Origin of the sequence: Hydrogenophaga intermedia (genome assembly GCF_023715105.1) — a bacterium.
In the GTDB taxonomy this organism is placed as follows: Bacteria; Pseudomonadota; Gammaproteobacteria; order Burkholderiales; family Burkholderiaceae_C; genus Hydrogenophaga; species Hydrogenophaga intermedia_A.
Map to the genome: position 1 here is coordinate 1 of NZ_JAMBNO010000107.1, position 446 is coordinate 446.

1 protein-coding gene is annotated in these 446 nt (G+C 70.4%); it reads left to right on the forward strand.

Going from position 1 to position 446, the window contains the following annotated elements:
• Window positions 1-446, forward strand: a 446-nt coding sequence (locus M3149_RS22785; RefSeq protein ID WP_251711630.1) for a PRC-barrel domain-containing protein, incomplete at both ends; no start/stop codon positions are given.

A 446-nucleotide genomic window follows, 5' to 3' on the forward strand; every position in this document is an offset into this window, starting at 1 on the left:
CCTCCCCCACGCGCGTCTTCGCCGCCCGCCTCTCCGGCCTGCCGGTGTTCGACCCTGCCGGGGACCAGGTGGGCAAGGTCCGTGACCTGGTCGCGGTGCTCCGTCCGGGTGGTCTGCAGCCGCGGGTCCTGGGCATCGTCGTGGAGGTCTTCGGCCGGCGCTCGATCTTCGTCCCGATGACCCGGGTCACCCACGTGGACAGCGGCCAGGTGATCACCACGGGCGTGGTGAACATGCGCCGGTTCGAGCAGCGGCCCACGGAGACCCTGGTGTTCGGGCAGATGCTGGACCGGCAGGTGACGGTGAAGGAGACGGGCGTGAGCGGCGTCGTGTACGACGTCGCGATGGAGCTCACCCGGACCCGCGACTGGCTGATCAACAAGGTCGCCCTGCAGGAGGGGGCCAAGCGGTTCGGCCGCAAGGGACAGACCCACGTGGTGGACTGG